We start from the raw sequence: 15926 nt of genomic DNA, 5'->3' as shown, positions 1-15926 counted from the left end.
TCACGTTACACACTGAATCCAGATTCACTGAATGATAATTCGTCGAAGGGCCGGATATGAAAGCAGTAGTTCTGACCGAATTCGGGGTACCGACATACACGGACCACGACAACCCAGCAGCTGTAGAGGGTTCTGAGGTGATCGACGTGGCGGCTGCGACGCTCAATGCCGTCGACATCGTCATCGCCGCGGGCACGCACTACCTGAGCCCTCGGTCGCTGCCGACTGTGAGCGGCATCGAAGGCGCGGGTACGACGCAGGACGGTCGCCGCGTCTATTTCTCCCTGCCGGTCTCGCCCTACGGTTCGATGGCTCAGCAGGCGTTGGTACGGACGTCGTCGCTTGTCGAACTACCGTGCGGACTGGACTTCTCGACCGCCGCGACGCTGGGCAATGCCGGCCTTGCGGCGCTGATGCCACTGACCCATGGGGGTCGCATGACGCCAGGGGAGAACGTGGTGATCCTCGGAGGTACCGGGGTGGTCGGCCGCCTCGCGGTTCAGGCTGCGCGGTTACTCGGCGCAGGATCGATCACGGTCGTGGGGCGCGATGAGGCCGCACTCGAATCCACCCGTGATCTCGGGGCCACGGCGACGGTTGCCATCGGTGAGAGGAGCGTCGACGAGCTGAGCACGGCCATTCGGCAGGCATCCTCCGGCGCGGATGTGATCGTCGATTACACCTGGGGCGCAGTCGCTCTGGCCGCACTACGTGCCGGCAACCGGCTCGTTCGTCTGGTGCAGATCGGCGACCGAGCCGGTGCCGAGGTCGCCGTTCCTGCGCAGCTCCTGCGATCACTCGGGGCGAGCATCGTCGGATTCATGCCGATGCACTACGGACCCGACGCAACCTCGCAGGCGTATCGCACCCTCACCGACTGGGCCGTCAGCGGGCGGATCGCAGTGGAATACGAGAATGTGCCACTGGCAGAGGTCGCGAGTGCATGGGAGCGAGCCCCACGCAACCGTCACAAGCTGGTACTGGTCCCCTGACCCACCAGCCCATCAGCCCAGCGAGTCGATGAATTCCTTTGTCAGTCTGGCGATGTCGTCGGCATGGGAGATCGGCGACCAATGCCCCGCCGGAATGTCGTTGCGCGTGAGGTTCTTCACCCACTTGCCGGTGTCGTCGTAGTGGTACGGACGCACCGCGACGTCCTCGGTGTTGACGATGAGGTGAACGGGGATGTCGATGTATCGATCCCGCGGATTGGTCAGCAGCGGAATGATGTTGGCCCGATACAGATTGGTGCCGTTGGTAGCATCCGACCACAGAGTGGAGTTCTGGGTGACGAGCTTCGGGTCGACTCCCGAGAACTCCTGGAGGAACGCCGGCCAACCCTTGGCGAACTGTCGCTTGATCCGCAGCGTCGACAGGCCGGGGATGTGGAAGGTGACGGTGTACCAGGACGCCCGTGTCTGGGCGAGGACCTGCTTGATGCCGGTGAGAGTGGGTTTGCGGAGCCGCGACTGCGACCACTTACCGAGATGGTCGAGATTGGGTCCCGAAATCGATGTGTAGGAACGAATTCGGTCCTTCGCCTGCGGTTGAGCTGCCGCCTCCCATACCTCCACGGCACCCCAGTCGTGAGCGAGCACGTGAACGGGAGCATCGGGGCTGACCGCATCGGCAACGGCATAGAAGTCCGATGCCAGCCGCGCCAATTTGTACGCCGACTGCTCGGTGGGCACCGTGCTCTCGCCGGCTCCGCGGGAGTCGTAGCTGATCACCCGGAAGCGATCCTCGAGCTGGGGCACGATGTGACTCCACAGTTCGTGAGTATCGGGCCAGCCGTGCACGAGGACGATCGGATCGCCGTTCGGGTTTCCGCTCTCGAACACCGCCAACCGAATTCCTTCGTTGACGACCGTCGTACGAACCGCATTGCTGCTCAACAATTTTCCGTTCTATAGATCGAGTACGAGACGCCCGCTGCGTGCGCGGGAGACGCAGATGAGCATGTGATCGCGCTGCTCTTCGGGGGTCAATCGCGTTTCGAGGTGCTCGGGCTCACCGGAGAGCACACGCACCTTGCAGGTACCGCAGAAGCCCTGCTGGCACGAGTACGCGATATTGGGCTTCTGTTCCTTGACCGCGGTCAATACGGAGGCGTCGGCGGCTACGTCGAGCACGGCTCCGGTGCTGATCAGCTGCACCTCGAAGGGTCGGCCGTCGAGAATCGGCGGCGGGCCGAAGCGCTCGAAATGCAGTGCGGTGGCCGGGGACTGACGGAAGTCGCGGCGGACGGCGTCGAGCATGGGGGTGGGGCCGCAGCAGTAGACGGCACCGCCGGCTGGGGCGCGCTCGAGCAGTTCGCCCTCACCGGGGTATCCGTGTACATCGTCGGTCCGGACGAACACGCGGTCCGATTCCCAGCTCTCGATCTCGTCGAGAAAGGGCATCGTGTCGCGGGAGCGACCGCAGTAGACGAACTGCCAGTCCATGCCGAGAATCCGTGCGGCACGGACCATCGCGATGATGGGAGTGATTCCGATCCCGCCGGCGATGAAGAGTGCACTGCCGTCGCCGACGAAGGGAAAACCGTTGCGGGGACCGCGAACAGTGACCTCGGTGCCGGGTTGCAGTCCGTGCATCTCGATGGACCCGCCTGCGCCGGTGGGGATTCGGCGCACCGCGATGCGATAGGAACTACGGTCGGATGGGTTGCCGCACAAAGAGTATTGCCGACGGCGACCCGACGGTAGGTGCAGATCGAGGTGGCAGCCCGGATGCCAGATCGGGAGCTGTTCGCCCGTCGGCGACGCGAGGGTGAGGGCAGCGACATCGTTGTCCTCGGCGACGATCTCGCGTTCTGTGACGACCAATCGCAACGCGGAATCGGGATTGTGTCCGGCGACGGCATCGTTGTACTCCGCGCCGGCAGCCGCCTGCATGTACCCGTTGAGGAATGTGCCTAGCAGCTGCATCGAACGATCCGGGCGTCCGCGTCCGCGCAGATCCGGCGGTGCATCCTTGGGGAGCAGCCGTGGGACGCGGCGTGAGGTGAGCTTCACCTCGCCGCAGCCTGCGCGGCCGGGGAGGACGCCAGGTACCGGACGGCCTGGGCAGTGGAGCCTTCCTGGCTGGGGTGGTAGGACTTCTTGAGGTAGCGCGACATGCTGCGGCCGACGTGCGTCAGCGCGGGCAGGGTGCCGCGGCGGACCGACTTTCTCCACAGTGCCGAGCGCGGCTTGCGTACGGATTTCGGTGCCGACTGCAGCTCCGGATCGTTCTTCATCAAGAAGATGATCCCGCGCATCCAGATGTACGCCATCAACGGCACGACGACCACGAACGTGCGCAGCCGACGAACTTCGCGCTTGTCGAAGTAGCGGAGCGTGTCGTAGGCGACCGAGCGATGCTCGACCTCTTCGGCACCGTGCCAGCGCAGAAGGTCGAGCATGGTGGGGTGGATGCCCGCGCGGTCGAGACCGTCGGCGTTGAGCACCCAGTCGCCGAGAAATGCCGTCACGTGTTCGATGGCGGCGATCAGAGCCAGTCGTTCGACCAGGTTGTTCTTCGATCGCAGACTGGTCACCGAGTCGGATCCGAGGACCTTGCCGAAGGCCCACTCCATCTGGTCGGTGAACGGTGTGGGGTCGAGGCCCTTGGTTTGCAGGTGCACGAGCACGCCGGTGTGCGCCTCGGCGTGAACGGCCTCCTGCCCGATGAAACCGATGACGTCGTCGCGCAGCTTCTCGTCGTCGATGTACGGCAGAGCTTCTTTGAAGGTGTCCACGAACCAGTGCTCGCCTGCGGGCAGCAACAGGTGCAGCACGTTGAGAACGTGCGTGGTGTACGGATCGCCCGGCACCCAGTGCATCGGCAGATCGCTCCAGTCGAACTTGACGTTCCTGGCTTGCAGCATCACTTCGCCGGGATCCGATGCAACAGTCTTCCGTTGGCTCATCGAGTCCACCTCCTCCACTCCGCGTGTGTGGCCGATGCCACAGAGCGCAACTTAGTATAAACACCGGTTACAGGTAAAAGGAACCATGTCGGTCGCGAATGAGAGACTTCTGCAATGACCGACCCCTCCCCAGCGGCAGTTCCCCCGAGCACCGTCCCCATCACGTGGCCTGCCGAGTGGCCGGCCGAGGTTCGACGGATCGCCGATGCCACGAACGATGCCCTGGCCGCTGTTGCGGCGGGGGATCCGATCGCGTTCGACGACGCCGTCGAGCTGTTGGGCCGCTCGGACTCGGCGCAAGCCGGTCACGTGCATGCCGAAATGGTACGCACGTTGCTGGAAGAGGTATATAGCGACGGATTGACCGGCGAGAACGTCCAGGAGGTGCTCGGCCGCACCGTACGAGGTGCGCACTGGCTGCCGAATCTGGATATCGCCGGGTTCGTCGAAGTGCTCACCGGAGCCCTGGGTGTCGCAGACACGGAAGAGCAATCCCGCTCCAGGCCCCGTCCGGGGCACGCGTTGTTGGTGGTCGCTGACCTACTTGCGGTGCGCCGCGCCAGGGCCGAGACCTACCTGCGCCGCGCATTGGCCGAGGTCCACCGAGCCGAGACGATCGAGATGCCCTAGCGAGATCTTCGCCTGTCTTGCACGAATGCTAGACAGGCGAAGAAAGTGCTACCGATCCAGAAGGTTGGCGCCGGCGATGACTGCCCTGATGGACGACAGGGTCGCGTCGGCATCCATGCCCATCGACCATTCGCGTCGACCGTCACGCTCGGCCAGCACGAATGTGGCCGTCTCCGAACCGATGCTCTGCTGGTGGAACGAGAGAATCTCGATGCGGAATCCGGCATCGTGCAACATCGACGACAGTGCCTCGATCGGCCCGTATGTCGTTGCGGCACAGTTGATGATGGTGTCGCCGATACCGAAGGTGGCGTCGAATTCGGTCCTGCCACCAGGTGCCCTGCAGGCAGTCCACGACCCCAGTCGGAGCGGTCCGGTGGTGGGTGAGAAGCGTTCGGTGAAATTCGCCCACGACTTGTGTTGCCAGGTGATCTCGTCGCGCATCGTGCGCGGTAGGGCGCAGCCGAAACGGGCATGGAAGGGATCTGTGGCGAAAGAAGAAGCAAGTGCATTCATGAGGATGGTCTTCCGAATGTGAAGGGAGGACCGAGAGAGCACGACGACCCGCAGCGAGGGGTCGGTCCGAATCAGACCCCGCTACGGCGGCGTACTACGAGAATGCGCTTCACACCCCAGAAAGTAGTCCTTCGTCGCAGCCGCGCGCAAGTATCGAGTGAATACAGATCTCTAGGACACGAGCTAGATGTCCGCATATATCGCACGACTCGTTGTAACTTTGGCCCCATGGACCCCGTGCGTAACCCTTACGCTCCCGGCGCCGGCCAGCGCCCACCCGAGCTCGCAGGCCGAAAGAAGCAGCTCGACGCCTTCGATGTGGTGCTCGAACGCATCACCCGCGGCAGACCGGAGCGCAGTGTCGTTCTCACCGGTCTGCGGGGCGTCGGGAAAACGGTGCTGCTCAATCAGCTCCGGTCCGCAGCCATCGCCCGCGGATGGGGAACCGGGAAGATCGAGGCCCGCCCGGACCAGGAACTGCGTCGACCGCTGTCCTCGGCCCTGCACATGGCGGTCCGCGGTATCGCGGCCTCGCATCGCGATCCCGAACGCGTCGACGAATTCCTCGGGGTGCTCAAGGCCTTCGCTCTGCGCTCCACCGCCGACAAGGGCATGCGGGAGCGATGGCAACCAGGCATCGACGTCCCGGCCAAGACCGGCCGCGCCGACTCCGGCGACATCGAGATCGACCTCGTCGAACTGCTGCTCGACGCCTCCGCGCTGGCCGGCGACGTGGGCGTGGGCATCTCCATCTTCATCGACGAGATGCAGGACCTCGGGCCCGCAGACATCTCCGCGCTGTGTGCGGCCTGCCACGAACTCAGTCAGGACGCCGCCCCGCTGATCATCGTCGGAGCCGGTTTGCCGCACCTGCCTGCGGTGCTGTCGGCATCCAAGAGTTACTCCGAGCGCCTGTTCAGCTACCACCGGATCGGTCGGCTCGAACGAGCCGCGGCCGACCTGGCGCTGATCGCACCGGCCGATCGAGAGGACGTGGAATTCACCCCCGACGCCCTCGACGCGCTGTACGCGGCCGCTGACGGCTACCCGTATTTCGTCCAGGCCTACGGCAAGGCGACCTGGGATCTTGCGGCCGACACCCCGATCACCGTCGAGGACGTACGCGTCGCCGCCCCGACGGCGGAAGAGGAACTGGCCGTCGGATTCTTCGGTTCTCGCTACGAACGCGCCACGCCTGCCGAGCGTGAATACATGCGCGCGATGGCCGAACTGTCGGTGGACGACGGCTCGGTGCCGACCTCGGCCGTGGCGACCGAACTGAAGCGCAAGCCGGCGTCACTGTCCCCGGCCCGCGACGGCCTGATCAAGAAGGGCCTGATCTACTCGGCCGAGCGCGGCACCATCGCATTCACGGTGCCGCACTTCGGTCGCTATCTGCGCGCGCAGACCGACGAACCCGCGGCGGTGTGAACTATCGGTGCGCCTCGGCTCGCTCGACGCACAGTTGCTCGAGCTTCCGCACTGCCCTCGGGTCGGAGCGATCGACGTTGACGAGGTCCGCGTCACCGCCGTAGAAATCGATCAGTCGCTGATCCATCACTCTGCGCCACAGCGGCGGAACCAGCGAGCAGAAGATCATCACGGCGTACCCGGCCGGTAGCTGCGGGGACTCGTCGACGGTGCGCAGGGCCTGGTAGCGGCGCACCGGATTCGCGTGATGATCGCTGTGTCGCTGCAGGTGGTACAGAAACAGATTGCTCCAGAGGTGATCGCTGTTCCAGCTGTCCCGATGAGTCGGTTTGCCGTATCGCCCACTGGGCCGCTTCCGCCGCAACAGCCCGTAGTGCTTGAGGTAGTTGGCCGCCTCGTACAGAACGATGGCGATCGCGGCCTGCAGCACCAGATACGGCACGATCACGGTGCCGAAGACGGCGATCAGTACGCCGAACAGTGCGACGCTCATGGCCGCGGCGTTGAACAGATTGTTTCGGTGCGACCACCGCGACAGGCCTTGCCGGGCGAGGCGTCGGGATTCGAGCTCCCAGGCCGATCGCAGGCCGTGCACGACGGTGCGCGGCAGAAACTTCCAGAACGACTCGCCGAACTTCGCCGATGCCGGATCCTCCGGGGTGGCAACGCGGAGGTGGTGGCCGTGATTGTGTTCGACGTAGAAGTGGCCGTACAGAGTCTGTGCCAACGTCACCTTGGAGAGCCATCGTTCGAGGCGGGCACGCTTGTGGCCGAGTTCGTGGGCGGCGTTGATGCCGACTCCGCCGACGATGCCGACGGTGATGGCCAGGCCGACTCGCTCGGGAACCCCCAGCGGCCCGTGCGCCCACAGGTAGCAGGCGGCAACGAGTCCCGCGTACTGCAGCGGCAGGAACAGGTAGACGCACCACCGGTAGTAGGGGTCCTTCTCCAGCGCAGCGATGGCCTCGTCGGGGGGATTGCTGCGGTCGACACCGGCGAACTTGTCCACCAGGGGCAACGCGATGCCCATGATCATCAGGCCGAGGGTCCAGAAAGCGCCGGGACCGAGGAGGGTCACCAGACCCCAGGCCAGGAACGGACTCAACGGAATCGTCAATCCCAGCGGCCACAGGTAGCGCTTGGGGTCGCGCCACCGAGGCGACGTGCTGGTGGCGGACTGATCACGCATTCTGGATTCGTAACTCCTGGTTTGTGGCCGAACCTCGGGCGGAGGTTCGGAGGTAGTGGCGTCTCACAATGACATCGCCCGCTCGGCCAGGATAGTTACTCGAGCGAATCTTTGCGGGTTCGCCGATGGGCCGTCGCACGACCCGCCACCCTTGTACGGTGACCGCATGAAGCATGTCGATTCGTCGTTCACCGGAGTCCACGGAACCCGAATCGTCTACGACGTCTGGACCCCTGAGACTGCAGCCGAGAACACACCGACCGGGGTTGTCGTGCTGGCCCACGGCCTGGCCGAGCACGCGGGCCGGTACCGGCACGTCATCGAACGGCTCGGCTCTCTCGGCCTTGTCGTCTACGCGCCCGATCACCGCGGGCACGGGCGCTCCGGTGGCAAGCGGGTGGCATTGGCGAAGTGGTCCGACTTCACCGACGACCTGCACACGCTGTTCGGAATCGCAGCCGACGAGTACCCGAACAAGCGCACTTTCCTGCTCGGCCACAGCATGGGCGGCGCGATCGCACTGTCCTACGCCCTCGACCATCAGGCCGACCTCGATGGGCTGATGCTGTCCGGCCCAGCAGTGGTTCCCAGCGTCGGGCAACCGAAAGCCCTGGTGGCGGTGGGCAAGATCCTCGGCCGCTTGGTACCGGCCGCTCCCGTACTGAAGCTCGACCCCAACCTGGTCTCGCGGGACAAGAACGTCGTCGACGCCTACGTTTCCGATCCGTTGGGCTACCACGGCAGTGTCTCGGCGGGCCTGGCCGCAGCGATGCTCGGTGCCGGTGACAGTTTCCCGGCGCGCCTGCCGTCGCTGACGATCCCGGTGTTGCTTCAGCACGGAACCGCGGACGGATTGGCCGATGTCTCCGGCAGCGAACTCATCGCCGAGCTGGCCGGATCCGACGACCTGACCCTGAAGAAGTACGACGGGCTGTTCCACGAAGTGTTCAACGAACCGGAGAAGGAGCGCGTCCTCGACGACCTCATCGCCTGGCTGCGTCCGCGAGTACAGACCAGCGCTGTAAGTTCCTGACGGATCTTTTCGATGAAGGGAGTAAGGCCATGACCAGGCGAGCACTCGTATTGGGCGGCGGCGGAGTCGCAGGTATTGCGTGGCAGACGGGTGTCCTACTGGGATTGGCGGAATCCGGAGCCGACGTCACCGATGCCGAGATGCTGCTGGGAACATCGGCAGGCTCCTCGGTGGCAGCGCAGATCTCGAGTGGTGCCACGTTGGCCGAGTTGTTCGAGCGTCAGGCGGACGAATCGAAACAGGACGACGAGCCGCACGCCGAGGCAACCATCGACGAGCTGGTCTCCATGCTGGCTCGGGCGGCCCAGAATTCGGACGGAAGTGCCATCGACACTCGCCGTCGCATCGGCAGCGAGGCGCTGGCGGCCTCGACGATCACCGAGCGTGAGCGCAGGGCAATCATCGAGCGACGGCTGCCGTCGCACTCATGGCCGATCCGCGACCTGCGGATCGTCACCGTCGACGCGCTGACCGGCCGGCATCGGGTACTCGATCGTGGCTCGGGCGTTCAGCTGGTCGATGCGGTGGCTGCGAGCTGCGCCATCCCGGGAATGTGGCCCCCGGTGACGATCGGTGATCATCGTTACGTCGACGGAGGTATCCGCGCGAGCGAAAACGCGGATCTGGCAGTCGGTTTCGAGAAGGTGCTGGTGTTCAGAGTGGGCGCACTCGACCTGGAGCACGATCCCTTCGACATCGAACGAGAGCGGTTGGTCAAGGGTGGCTCGAAGGTGGAAGTGGTTGCACCCGACGCCGATTCGTCGGCGGCAATCGGCCCCGACGCCACCGACGTCGCCGTCCGATCCGCTGCAGCCGTGGCCGGACGAGCGCAGGGCAATGCCATCGCCGAGCGTATCGCCGAGTTCTGGGTCTAGAGAACTGCTCTGCCCTGGGCGCTCAGCCGAACAGTGCGGCCCCGTTTTCCCAGCACACTGCGCGAACCCAGTCGTCTCCCAGGTCGAGTCGGCGCACCGCCTGCAGGGCGTGCAGATACGGGTAAGGGATGTTCGGGTAGTCGCTGCCGAACAGAATGCGATTCTGTAGATCGAGTAGCCGTGGCAGCTCGTGTCTCGGAAACGGTGCGCCCGCCTCCGAGAAGTCGGTGAACGACATCGTGGTGTCCAGTCGAACGTTCTCGTAGCGATCGGCCAGGTCGAGGAAGTCGACATACTCGGGCATGCCCATGTGCGCGATGATCAACGGGAGCGCGGGGAACCGTTGCAGCAGTGCGGCAATCGGCTCCGGTCCGGTGTGGGTGCCGGGTGCCGGACCGGAGCCGCAGTGGATCACCACGGGTACCTGCGCGTCCGAGAGCGCGCCCCAGACGCCGTCGAGCAAGGGATCGTTCGGTGAGTAGTTGCCGACCTGGATGTGCGACTTGAAGATTCGGGCACCGTTCGTCAATGCCTGCTCGACGTACTCGGCGGCACCGTCCTCGGGGTAGAAGGTAGCGGTCTGCAGGCAGTCGGGAGTACGCGCCGCGAAATCGGCACCCCACGAGTTGAGCCACGCCGCCATCGACGGCTTGTGCGGGTAGATCATCGAGGTGAACTTGCGCACCCCGAACCCGCGAATGACCTGTAGTCGTCGGTCTTCGGCAAAGCGATACGAAATGGGCCACACGCTGCCGGTCAACGGCCCGGCACTGTCGAAGTAGCTCCACACCTTGTCCATCACGTTCTTCGGCATGAAGTGTGTGTGGACGTCGAACAGGCCGGGCAACGACAGCTCGGTCCAGAAGGCGACGATGCGTTCCGTCTCTTCGAGAAGTTCGGCGTCGGAGCGCGGTTGTTCAGCGTGCGACATGGGCGTCGAACCACTCGAGAGTCTTGCCCCAGGCATCGGCCGCGGCGTCGGCGTCGAACACGGCGGGGCGGTCGTCGCAGTGGAACCCGTGCTTGCCGTGGGCGTAACGGGTGATCTCGGTGTCGACCGGGGCCGTCGCGGTGATCTCGCGCAGCGTCTCGACGTCCTGGAACGGAATGCCCTCGTCCAGATCTCCGAAGAATCCGTGCCAGGGTGTCTGGAGTGCGTCGCCCACCGAGTCCATCGCGGGATAACCGAAGCGGCCCTTCGTGATTCCACCTCCGTAGAACGTCGATGCCGCACCGAGTTGCCGTCGGACAGCGGTATGGAACGCGACAGTGCCGCCCATGCAGAAGCCGACGATCGCGATGGACGAGGGCTCGAATCCGAGTTCGGCGAGCGCACTCGCCGCCGCGTCCACGTCGGAGTCCACTTCGTCCGCCTTCAATTTCCCGATGGCCGCCATGGCCGAGTCCATGTCCGAGTAGTCGAGCACGGTGACGCCCTCCTGCCGGTGGAACAGATGCGGAGCGACCGCGACCCACCCTGCGGCCGCTACCCGATTGCATACGTCGACGATGTGGTCGGTGACGCCGAAGGCTTCTTGGATGACGATGACGCCGCCGCGGGCGGTTCCGTCGGACTGGACGACGGTGAGGGGAGTGGTGTTCACCCTTCGATTGGAGCACAGCAGGAGTGGAGCCTGCGGAATGACCCAGTAATGCAGGAGTGGAGCCTGCGGAATGACCCATTCGGCCAGCCGGTACCGCATGCCGGTAGCCGCGGTGAGTTCGGCTGTTTTGTACGGTGGCGTGCAGGGAACGATCCCGACCGAGAGGACCATTCATGCGCGCGGTACAGATCTCCAGCCTCGACGGACCCGACTCGGTGAGCGTGGTGGACATCGACGAACCTGCCCCGCGCGACGGGTCGGTGGTCATCGAGGTCCATGCCGCGGGCGTCGCCTTTCCCGATGCGCTGCTCACCCGTGGGCTGTACCAGTACAAGCCGGAATTGCCGTTCGTTCCCGGAAGCGAGATCGCCGGTGTCGTCCGGTCGGCTCCGGCGGAGTCCGGCTTTTCGGCAGGCGATCGCGTCGCGGCGCTGACGGGCTTGAGCGACGGTATGGCCGAGGTCGCCGTGGTCTCACCCGATACGGTGTTCGCACTCCCGGAGTCGGTATCGCTCACTGCAGGGGCTGGGCTGTTGTTCAACGACTTGACGGTGCACTTCGCACTGCGTGAACGCGGCCGGCTGGCGGCGGGCGAGACGGTGCTGGTGCACGGTGCCGCCGGCGGTATCGGAACCTCCGCGCTGCGGATGGCTCCGGTGCTCGGTGCGTCCCGGGTGATCGCCGTCGTGAGCTCGGAGGCCAAGGCCGACATCGCCCGCTCCGCCGGAGCCACCGACGTCGTTCTCGTCGACGGGTGGAAGGACGCGGTCAAGGAACTGACCGGCGGACGCGGCGTCGATGTGGTCGTGGATCCGGTGGGCGGCGATCGGTTCACCGACAGCATCCGATCGCTCGCACCGTCGGGTCGAATTCTGGTGCTGGGCTTCACCGGTGGTGAGATTCCGACGGTGAAGGTGAATCGGCTACTGCTCAACAACGTCGATGTCGTCGGCGTCGGTTGGGGCGCGTGGTGGATGACGCGGCCGGGCTACCTTGCCACCCAGTGGGCCGAGATCGAACCGCTGCTCGCCGACGGTTCGCTCGTCGCTCCCGAGCCCTCTGTGTTCCCGGCTGCCGATGCCGCTGCGGCCATCGCGTCACTGGAAAACCGCACTGCCGCAGGTAAAGTGGTGCTCGACTTCAGTCTGTGATCGGGTGTGCGGGCTGCCGGGTCACTCCGGCAGTTCGACGCCCCTCGCCTCGGCCAAGGCGGCTATCTCGGCGGGGAAGACATTCTTGAAGACGAACGGGTCGGTGCCCAGGGCCCAGTTGGGTGCGAGTTCGATGGCGTATCTCTCGAAGTAGCCGAGTTGCTTGGCCACCAGGATCAACTCCTCGGGGCTCGACGTCTTGTACTGCTTGCCCATGTTCACCAGGGCTCGGATGAAGTCCGCCAGACTGAAGTGCGCGAGGGTCGTCGAGAGCATCGGGGCGAAGACCGACTGCAGTATTGCTCCGACCTCGGCGTCCGAACCCATCTGTGGTGCAACGATTCCCAGGCGTTTGACGGTGCCTGCGAGCCGGGTGAAGTCGCCGTCGATCACGGTGGCATGGAACAGGTCCAGTAGCAGTGCGCGCCACTGTTCGTCCACCTCGCCCATGACTCCGAAGTCGAGGAACGCCACCCTGCCGTCGTCGAGCACCCACACGTTGCCCGCGTGCACGTCGCCGTGAAAAAGGCCGTGCAGCACAAGCGCTTCCATCCAGACCTTGGCCGCTCGGCGGACGATGAGCTCGGACTGCTCCCCGGGCTCGTAGCGGTCGAGTGGGGAACCGTGCATGCGTTCCATACAGATGACGCGGCCGCCGCAGTAGTCGAGGAACACCTCGGGGGCGGTGACGTGCTCGTTGTCGCCGAACGCGCCGATGGCCGCGCGAAAGCTGTCCTGCCGCTTCGCTTCCACGGCGCTGTCGAGTTCCGCGAAGGTGGCAGCATGCAGGTCCACGATGATGGCCGACGCATTGGCGGTGGCGAAGAACGGAATGAACTTCTCCAGCCCCCGGGCGATGAGGTACGCGATCCGTAGATCGATCTTCATGCGGTGGTAGATCCCCCGCCGCTGCACCTTCATGACCACTTCGCGCCCGTTGTCGCGGCGCACGCACAGGTGTACCTGAGCAACCGACGCGGACGAGAGCGGCACGTCGTCGAACGAAGAGAACAGATCGTCGATTCCGCGGCCGAGATCGGCCTCGATCACCGCGCGTGCTTGCGAGCCGGGGAACGGTGGAACCTCGTCGAGGCACCGCAGGCACGTATCGGCGAGGACCTTCGGGAACAGCCCCGGCGACGAGCCCATGAGCTGCCCGACTTTGACGAATGTGGGTCCGAGAGCGAAGAACGCGTCGACGACGGCCTCCGATGCATGTACCGGCCACCCGCGTCGGGGCGCACGAACCCAGCGTCCGATCGCGACGACCTGGAAGTACGTCAACACCGAACCGATGACGATCAGCCGCAGCAGTTCTCGTATGCCGAAAGTCCTCAGCTCGGGTGCGGGCTCGGGCGTCAAGGCTTCGGGTACAGCGGGCTCGGGTGTCGTTGCATCGGGAGTCATGCGTGTACTCCTGCGGGCAGGCGTGCGGCCGATGCTTCCAGCCGCGACAACAGTCGATCGAATCTCGTCGCGTCGTCCGATGCGCGCGAGAGCACCAACGCACCTTGGATGCCGGCGACGATCTCCTCGGCCAGTTCGGCCGCCGACTCGCCGTGTCCGAGCCGATTCAGTACCGGGGTGAGTGCCTCGATCCAGTGCGCGAAATGTGCTGCGACGCGTCCGGAGAAGGCCACCCGCTCCAGTCCGAGTGTGAACGCCCCGAACAGGCACACCAAGCGATTGGAGCGGAAGTAGCGGGCGGTCTGCTCGAACATGTCGTGCGTGGTCGACGCGGCATCGGTGCCGTGCCGCAGCGGCTCGAACACGTTGTGGTGAAACCACTGCTCCACGTCGTCGAGGACGGCCTCGGCCATCTCCTGCTTGCCGCGCGGAAAGTAGTGGTAGAGACTGCCTTTGCCCAGGCCGGTCTGCCTGCTGATGACCGCGAGAGACGAACCGTCGAACCCGTGGTCGCGGAACACCCCTGCGAGTATCGGCACCACGTCGTGGCGATCGCTCATGAGCCGGTACTGTACCAATCGGTACACGCCGGGTGTATCGGGGTCGAGTAGGCAGTGAATACTGCAGTTGTGAAGAGAACTACGGTCCTGGCCGCTGGAGCCTTTCTCGTCGGCGGGGTGACCTATCTGGCCGCCGAAGCAGTTGCGGCGCTGGGCTGGACCGATCGGCCGTACAGCTACGCGCGCAACAACATCAGTGACCTCGGGATTCCGGACATCTCACCGTGGCACTCGGTGATGAACACCGGGTTTGTGGTCGACGGCACGCTGTTCGTTCTTGCCGGCCTCGGATTGTCGGTGTTGTTCGAGGGTCGAGCGCGGTGGATCGTGCTGGGTACCTCGGTTGTGCACGGCGTCGGCAGCATCGTGGTCGGGCTCGCGCATGCTTCGGTCGACGGAGCGTCGGCACCGCACGCGGCGGGCGCGGGTATGGCCATCATCGGCGGAAACCTGGTGCTCCTGGCTGCAGGCCGGTACGGCGGCCGCGTCGGAGCGCCGCGGTGGTACACGGCGGGCAGCGCCCTGGCCGGTGTCGCGGGGCTGGCAGGTTTCGCGCTGTTTCTCGCCGACACGGGCATCCTCGGAGGCGGAACGTTCGAGCGGATCTCGGTCTACACCATCATCGGTTGGGAGATCGTCACCGGCGCAACGATTCTCGCGGAGCGACGCCTATCGAAATCTCGGTGACTCCTTGGCGAGAAAGGCGCGCACGCCTTCCCGGCCGTCCGTCGACCCGAACGCTTCCTCGAACACCGGCAATGCCCGTTGTGCCGGTTCGTACGGGGATGGCCCGAAGGTGAGCTCGAGTGCTCGCTTGTTCGCGTGCACCGCAGAACGGGATTTCCGAGCGAGCGTCTGCGCCAGGTCCAAGGCGACCGACAGCGATGCACCGCGCGGCGCCACCCGATTGATCAGACCCCACTCGAGCGCGGTCTCGGCGGTGATCGGCTCGCCGAGCAAGACGATTTCGGCTGCGCGGGCCTGACCCACACGGCGCAGCGCGCGCATCGATCCGCCGCTGCTGGGGATGACGCCGAGGTCGATCTCCGGCAGTCCGAGTCGAGCTCCTGCATCGGCGACGACAAGATCGCAGCACAGCGCCATCTCGAGTCCGCCGCCCAATGCGAATCCGTCGATCGCCGCGACCGTCGGAAGCGGCAGTGCGGCCAGCAGATCGAGCGTGGCGTTCTCGAGGGTGCTCTTGCGTGCGAGCACGTCACCGTCGTTCTGCATCTCCGGCATTTCGGAGATGTCCGAACCGGCGCTGAACACCCGCTCGCCGGTGACGACCACCGCTCGAATTGTGGCGTCCCGAGCCAGTTCTCGCAGAACGGCATGCAGCCGCCGCGTCGCCGGACGGGTCAGCGCGTTGACCGGTGGATTGTTCAGCGTGACCTGTGCGACGGCATCGAACGGATACGACAGGACAGGCGAAGACTCGGTGGGCATACCGAGAACCGTAGAGCGTTGACCAGGCGATTGGGAGACTGCCGGGATGGCATGTACGGTTGTGAACACACAGCGCGGGGTGGAGCAGCTCGGTAGCTCGCTGGGCTCATAACCCAGAGGTCGCAGGTTCAAATCCTGTCCCCGCTACTACGTACGTCAGGCCCGACACAT

17 protein-coding genes and 1 tRNA gene are annotated in these 15926 nt (G+C 65.1%); 8 read left to right on the top strand and 10 right to left on the bottom strand.

The genetic code is table 11. The annotated features are described in order from the left end of the window. Positions 1–56 precede the first annotated feature (56 nt). Complete coding sequence (locus CH305_RS07195) at positions 57–992, top strand: zinc-binding dehydrogenase (RefSeq protein WP_094703267.1); 936 nt, start codon at positions 57–59, stop codon at positions 990–992. Between the two features lie 12 nt (positions 993–1004). On the opposite strand, the gene CH305_RS07190 is transcribed toward CH305_RS07195, so the two are convergent. From CH305_RS07190 to CH305_RS07180, 3 genes are read right to left on the bottom strand one after another with little or no spacing between them, the layout of a single operon-like run. Beyond that, entirely contained in the window at positions 1005–1895 is an 891-nt protein-coding gene (locus tag CH305_RS07190) for an alpha/beta fold hydrolase (protein WP_032402258.1), read from the bottom strand. A 12-nt stretch (positions 1896–1907) separates the two neighbouring features. Then, entirely contained in the window at positions 1908–3014 is a 1107-nt protein-coding gene (locus CH305_RS07185) for a PDR/VanB family oxidoreductase (protein ID WP_094703266.1), read from the bottom strand. Then, complete coding sequence (locus tag CH305_RS07180; RefSeq protein WP_094608849.1) at positions 3011–3910, bottom strand: metal-dependent hydrolase; 900 nt, start codon at positions 3908–3910, stop codon at positions 3011–3013. The genes CH305_RS07185 and CH305_RS07180 overlap by 4 nt, the downstream gene beginning before the upstream one ends. A gap of 114 nt (positions 3911–4024) precedes the next feature. Between CH305_RS07180 and CH305_RS07175 the strand changes: the two genes are divergently transcribed. Next, a complete protein-coding gene (locus tag CH305_RS07175; protein ID WP_052058510.1) occupies positions 4025–4540 on the top strand; it encodes a hypothetical protein in 516 nt (171 codons plus the stop codon). 48 nt (positions 4541–4588) lie between these two features. Here the strand turns inward: CH305_RS07175 and CH305_RS07170 are convergent, their stop codons facing one another. After that, positions 4589–5056: an alpha-isopropylmalate synthase regulatory domain-containing protein gene (locus CH305_RS07170; RefSeq protein ID WP_094703265.1), complete on the bottom strand. Its 468-nt coding sequence runs from the start codon at positions 5054–5056 to the stop codon at positions 4589–4591. Positions 5057–5284: 228 nt separating this feature from the next. On the opposite strand from CH305_RS07170, the gene CH305_RS07165 reads away from it, so the two are divergent. After that, positions 5285–6487: an ATP-binding protein gene (locus CH305_RS07165; RefSeq protein ID WP_094703264.1), complete on the top strand. Its 1203-nt coding sequence runs from the start codon at positions 5285–5287 to the stop codon at positions 6485–6487. A gap of 1 nt (position 6488) precedes the next feature. On the opposite strand, the gene CH305_RS07160 is transcribed toward CH305_RS07165, so the two are convergent. Further along, entirely contained in the window at positions 6489–7676 is a 1188-nt protein-coding gene (locus CH305_RS07160; protein WP_094703263.1) for an alkane 1-monooxygenase, read from the bottom strand. Between the two features lie 166 nt (positions 7677–7842). On the opposite strand from CH305_RS07160, the gene CH305_RS07155 reads away from it, so the two are divergent. Together CH305_RS07155 and CH305_RS07150 are read left to right on the top strand one after the other, a co-directional pair. Then, positions 7843–8709, top strand: a complete 867-nt coding sequence (locus CH305_RS07155) for an alpha/beta hydrolase (protein WP_094703262.1) — start codon at positions 7843–7845, stop codon at positions 8707–8709. 29 nt (positions 8710–8738) lie between these two features. Further along, a complete protein-coding gene (locus CH305_RS07150; protein ID WP_037172468.1) occupies positions 8739–9584 on the top strand; it encodes a patatin-like phospholipase family protein in 846 nt (281 codons plus the stop codon). A gap of 22 nt (positions 9585–9606) precedes the next feature. On the opposite strand, the gene CH305_RS07145 is transcribed toward CH305_RS07150, so the two are convergent. Beyond that, on the bottom strand, positions 9607–10515 hold the full coding sequence (locus CH305_RS07145; protein ID WP_094703261.1) for an amidohydrolase family protein: 909 nt from the start codon (positions 10513–10515) through the stop codon (positions 9607–9609). Next, positions 10502–11188: a dienelactone hydrolase family protein gene (locus tag CH305_RS07140; RefSeq protein ID WP_256983588.1), complete on the bottom strand. Its 687-nt coding sequence runs from the start codon at positions 11186–11188 to the stop codon at positions 10502–10504. Before CH305_RS07140 ends, CH305_RS07145 begins: the two co-directional genes overlap by 14 nt. Before the next feature lie 173 nt (positions 11189–11361). On the opposite strand from CH305_RS07140, the gene CH305_RS07135 reads away from it, so the two are divergent. Beyond that, positions 11362–12339: an NADPH:quinone oxidoreductase family protein gene (locus CH305_RS07135; protein ID WP_032378580.1), complete on the top strand. Its 978-nt coding sequence runs from the start codon at positions 11362–11364 to the stop codon at positions 12337–12339. Positions 12340–12360: 21 nt separating this feature from the next. On the opposite strand, the gene CH305_RS07130 is transcribed toward CH305_RS07135, so the two are convergent. Further along, positions 12361–13746 carry an AarF/ABC1/UbiB kinase family protein gene (locus tag CH305_RS07130; protein WP_094703259.1) on the bottom strand — a complete coding sequence of 462 codons (1386 nt, stop codon included), beginning with the start codon at positions 13744–13746 and terminating at the stop codon, positions 12361–12363. Beyond that, positions 13743–14306: a TetR/AcrR family transcriptional regulator gene (locus tag CH305_RS07125; protein ID WP_179278219.1), complete on the bottom strand. Its 564-nt coding sequence runs from the start codon at positions 14304–14306 to the stop codon at positions 13743–13745. The genes CH305_RS07130 and CH305_RS07125 overlap by 4 nt, the downstream gene beginning before the upstream one ends. A 69-nt stretch (positions 14307–14375) precedes the next feature. On the opposite strand from CH305_RS07125, the gene CH305_RS07120 reads away from it, so the two are divergent. Continuing rightward, positions 14376–14993 (top strand): DUF998 domain-containing protein, encoded by a 618-nt coding sequence (locus CH305_RS07120; protein WP_032402177.1) that lies wholly within the window; start codon positions 14376–14378, stop codon positions 14991–14993. Here the strand turns inward: CH305_RS07120 and CH305_RS07115 are convergent. Continuing rightward, positions 14976–15755, bottom strand: a complete 780-nt coding sequence (locus CH305_RS07115) for an enoyl-CoA hydratase/isomerase family protein (RefSeq protein WP_094703258.1) — start codon at positions 15753–15755, stop codon at positions 14976–14978. The genes CH305_RS07120 and CH305_RS07115 overlap by 18 nt on opposite strands. Positions 15756–15828: 73 nt before the next feature. On the opposite strand from CH305_RS07115, the gene CH305_RS07110 reads away from it, so the two are divergent. Beyond that, positions 15829–15902: transfer RNA gene (locus CH305_RS07110), tRNA-Met, on the top strand. The last annotated feature ends 24 nt before the right edge of the window (positions 15903–15926 follow it).

Source organism: Rhodococcus sp. 15-649-2-2, assembly GCF_002258645.1.
Lineage (GTDB): Bacteria > Actinomycetota > Actinomycetes > Mycobacteriales > Mycobacteriaceae > Rhodococcoides.
This window is presented reverse-complemented; position numbering and strand designations above follow the sequence as displayed.

Excerpts from the sequence above, each read along its gene's own strand:
- CH305_RS07195 (WP_094703267.1), top strand. The coding sequence starts at position 57 with ATGAAAGCAGTAGTTCTGACCGAATTCGGGGTACCGACATACACGGAC.
- CH305_RS07180 (WP_094608849.1), bottom strand. The coding sequence starts at position 3,910 with ATGAGCCAACGGAAGACTGTTGCATCGGATCCCGGCGAAGTGATGCTG.
- CH305_RS07175 (WP_052058510.1), top strand. The coding sequence starts at position 4,025 with ATGACCGACCCCTCCCCAGCGGCAGTTCCCCCGAGCACCGTCCCCATC.
- CH305_RS07170 (WP_094703265.1), bottom strand. The coding sequence starts at position 5,056 with ATGAATGCACTTGCTTCTTCTTTCGCCACAGATCCCTTCCATGCCCGT.
- CH305_RS07165 (WP_094703264.1), top strand. The coding sequence starts at position 5,285 with ATGGACCCCGTGCGTAACCCTTACGCTCCCGGCGCCGGCCAGCGCCCA.
- CH305_RS07160 (WP_094703263.1), bottom strand. The coding sequence starts at position 7,676 with ATGCGTGATCAGTCCGCCACCAGCACGTCGCCTCGGTGGCGCGACCCC.
- CH305_RS07155 (WP_094703262.1), top strand. The coding sequence starts at position 7,843 with ATGAAGCATGTCGATTCGTCGTTCACCGGAGTCCACGGAACCCGAATC.
- CH305_RS07150 (WP_037172468.1), top strand. The coding sequence starts at position 8,739 with ATGACCAGGCGAGCACTCGTATTGGGCGGCGGCGGAGTCGCAGGTATT.
- CH305_RS07145 (WP_094703261.1), bottom strand. The coding sequence starts at position 10,515 with ATGTCGCACGCTGAACAACCGCGCTCCGACGCCGAACTTCTCGAAGAG.
- CH305_RS07135 (WP_032378580.1), top strand. The coding sequence starts at position 11,362 with ATGCGCGCGGTACAGATCTCCAGCCTCGACGGACCCGACTCGGTGAGC.
- CH305_RS07130 (WP_094703259.1), bottom strand. The coding sequence starts at position 13,746 with ATGACTCCCGATGCAACGACACCCGAGCCCGCTGTACCCGAAGCCTTG.
- CH305_RS07125 (WP_179278219.1), bottom strand. The coding sequence starts at position 14,306 with ATGAGCGATCGCCACGACGTGGTGCCGATACTCGCAGGGGTGTTCCGC.
- CH305_RS07115 (WP_094703258.1), bottom strand. The coding sequence starts at position 15,755 with ATGCCCACCGAGTCTTCGCCTGTCCTGTCGTATCCGTTCGATGCCGTC.